Source organism: Ferruginibacter sp. (assembly GCF_031430955.1).
Classification (GTDB): domain Bacteria; phylum Bacteroidota; class Bacteroidia; order Chitinophagales; family Chitinophagaceae; genus Ferruginibacter.
On sequence record NZ_JANPCM010000586.1, the window covers coordinates 1 to 1,926 of the forward strand.

The window sequence follows — 1,926 nt, forward strand, 5'->3', positions numbered from 1 at the left end:
CTATAAGTGGCGGGCCGTTTTTTTACAACACGTATTCTGTGGTAAAAGGTGCCGATCATATCATACCTGTGGATGTTTACGTGGCCGGTTGCCCGCCAAGGCCGGAAGCCTTGTTGCATGCACTAATAAAATTACAGGAAAAAATAAAAAGTGGAATGACGAGGGAGCAACAGCCCCCAAAAGCCCCCATCCCCTAAAGGGAAGTTATTCAAGCAGTATTTTTTATTACACCTTAGTTAAAAGTAAATTGTTTGTGAATGAATGTTGAAGAACTGAAAATAAAATTAAGTGAATTGCTTCCTGCTGCTGCTTATGAAGAAGGCGGACAATGGCTTACTATAAATATTGAACCTGCAGAATGGCTGACTTTTGCAAAACAATTGCGGAATGATATTTCTTTAAATTTTAATTTTCTTTTTTGCTTAACCTGTATAGATTGGAAAACACATTTAACGATGGTGTATCATCTTACATCAACAACTCATAGGCACAACATAGTGGTTAAAGCAAAACTAAATTTTACTAATCCTGAAATAGCTTCTGTTACATCCATTTGGAAAACGGCTGATTTTCATGAAAGAGAAACCTACGAAATGTTTGGGGTAAATTTTTTAAATCATCCGGATTTAAGGTTATTGATATTACCTGATGGATGGGAAGGAAAAAATCCGATGCGGAAAGATTTTGAGGATGCGGTGAATATGATAAAGTTGTAACCCCCATCCGGGAATGGAGAAGATTATTTGTATTTTTTTGAAAAAGGAATTGGAATTATAATAATGCAATGCTTGAGTCAGTGATAGAAGTAAACAAAATTGAGATGGAGCAAAGCCCCCCTTTAGGGGATGGGGGCGATCTAATAATTAATGTAGGACCACAGCATCCTGCAACGCATGGCGTATTGCATTTGGTAATTACATTAAATGGCGAAACGATAAAAAAAGTGGAGCCGCATTTGGGTTATATTCACCGCAGCATAGAAAAAATGTGTGAGAGTTTAAGTTACCGTCAATTTATTTATGTTACCAGCCGCATGGATTATTTATCGAGCCACATTAATAATAATGCCTGCGCTTTGTGTGTAGAAAATGCGATGCAGATTGAAATACCGGAACGGGCAAAATACATTCGGGTTTTGGTAGATGAACTGACAAGAATTGCATCGCATGAATTGTGGTGGGGTGCTATGGCAATGGATTTAGGTGCTTTCACTCCTTTCTTTCATGCGTTTAGAGAAAGGGAAAATATCAATGATATTATGGAAGAAACCTGCGGCGCCAGGTTAACGATGAACTATATTGTACCCGGCGGCGTAATGCAGGATATTCATCCCAACTTTATACAAAGAGTAAAAAATTTTATTACGCTCTATAAATCTAAGGTAGATGAGTATAATGAAATGCTTACCGGAAATATTATTTTTCAAAACCGTATGAAAGCTGTGGGTGTGTTAAGTAAAGAAGATGCGATTTCATTTGGCTGTACCGGCCCGGTTGCAAGGGGCAGTGGCGTTACTTGCGATATCAGAAAATTATATCCTTACGAAGTATATGATAAAGTACAGTTTGATGAAATTTTAGAAACCGATGGAGATTCTTTATCAAGGTATTTAGTTAGGTTAAGAGAAATAAATGAATCGGTAAAAATTATTGAACAGTTAATTGATAATATTCCTGAAGGAGAATTCCAGGCAAAAACAAAGGCCGTTCTTAAAGTTCCTAAAGGGGAGTATTATTCACGCGTCGAAACAGCACGAGGTGACTTCGGAGTATATATTGTAAGCGAAGGCGGCACAACACCTTATCGCATTAAATTTCGTTCACCGGGTTTTTCAAATTTATCTGCACTCGATCACATGACGCGCGGTCAAAAGATTGGCGACCTTGTTGCAACCATGGGATCATTAGACCTTGTAATTCCGGATAT

At 38.0% G+C, this 1,926-nt stretch carries 3 protein-coding genes; all 3 read left to right on the forward strand.

Annotated elements, in window-relative coordinates:
• Positions 1 to 197, forward strand: a 197-nt coding sequence (locus ACY65O_RS16630; protein ID WP_462221985.1) for an NADH-quinone oxidoreductase subunit B family protein, incomplete at its 5' end; no start/stop codon positions are given.
• 60 nt (positions 198 to 257) lie between these two features.
• Positions 258 to 716, forward strand: coding sequence for an NADH-quinone oxidoreductase subunit C (locus ACY65O_RS16635; protein WP_462221986.1), 459 nt, complete (start codon positions 258 to 260; stop codon positions 714 to 716).
• A gap of 68 nt (positions 717 to 784) precedes the next feature.
• A partial coding sequence (locus ACY65O_RS16640) for an NADH-quinone oxidoreductase subunit D (RefSeq protein ID WP_462221987.1) occupies positions 785 to 1,926 on the forward strand: 1,142 nt, incomplete at its 3' end.

What these genes read in the sequence shown, in the direction of transcription:
- ACY65O_RS16635 (WP_462221986.1), top strand. Translation starts at nt 258, where the DNA reads ATGAATGTTGAAGAACTGAAAATAAAATTAAGTGAATTGCTTCCTGCT.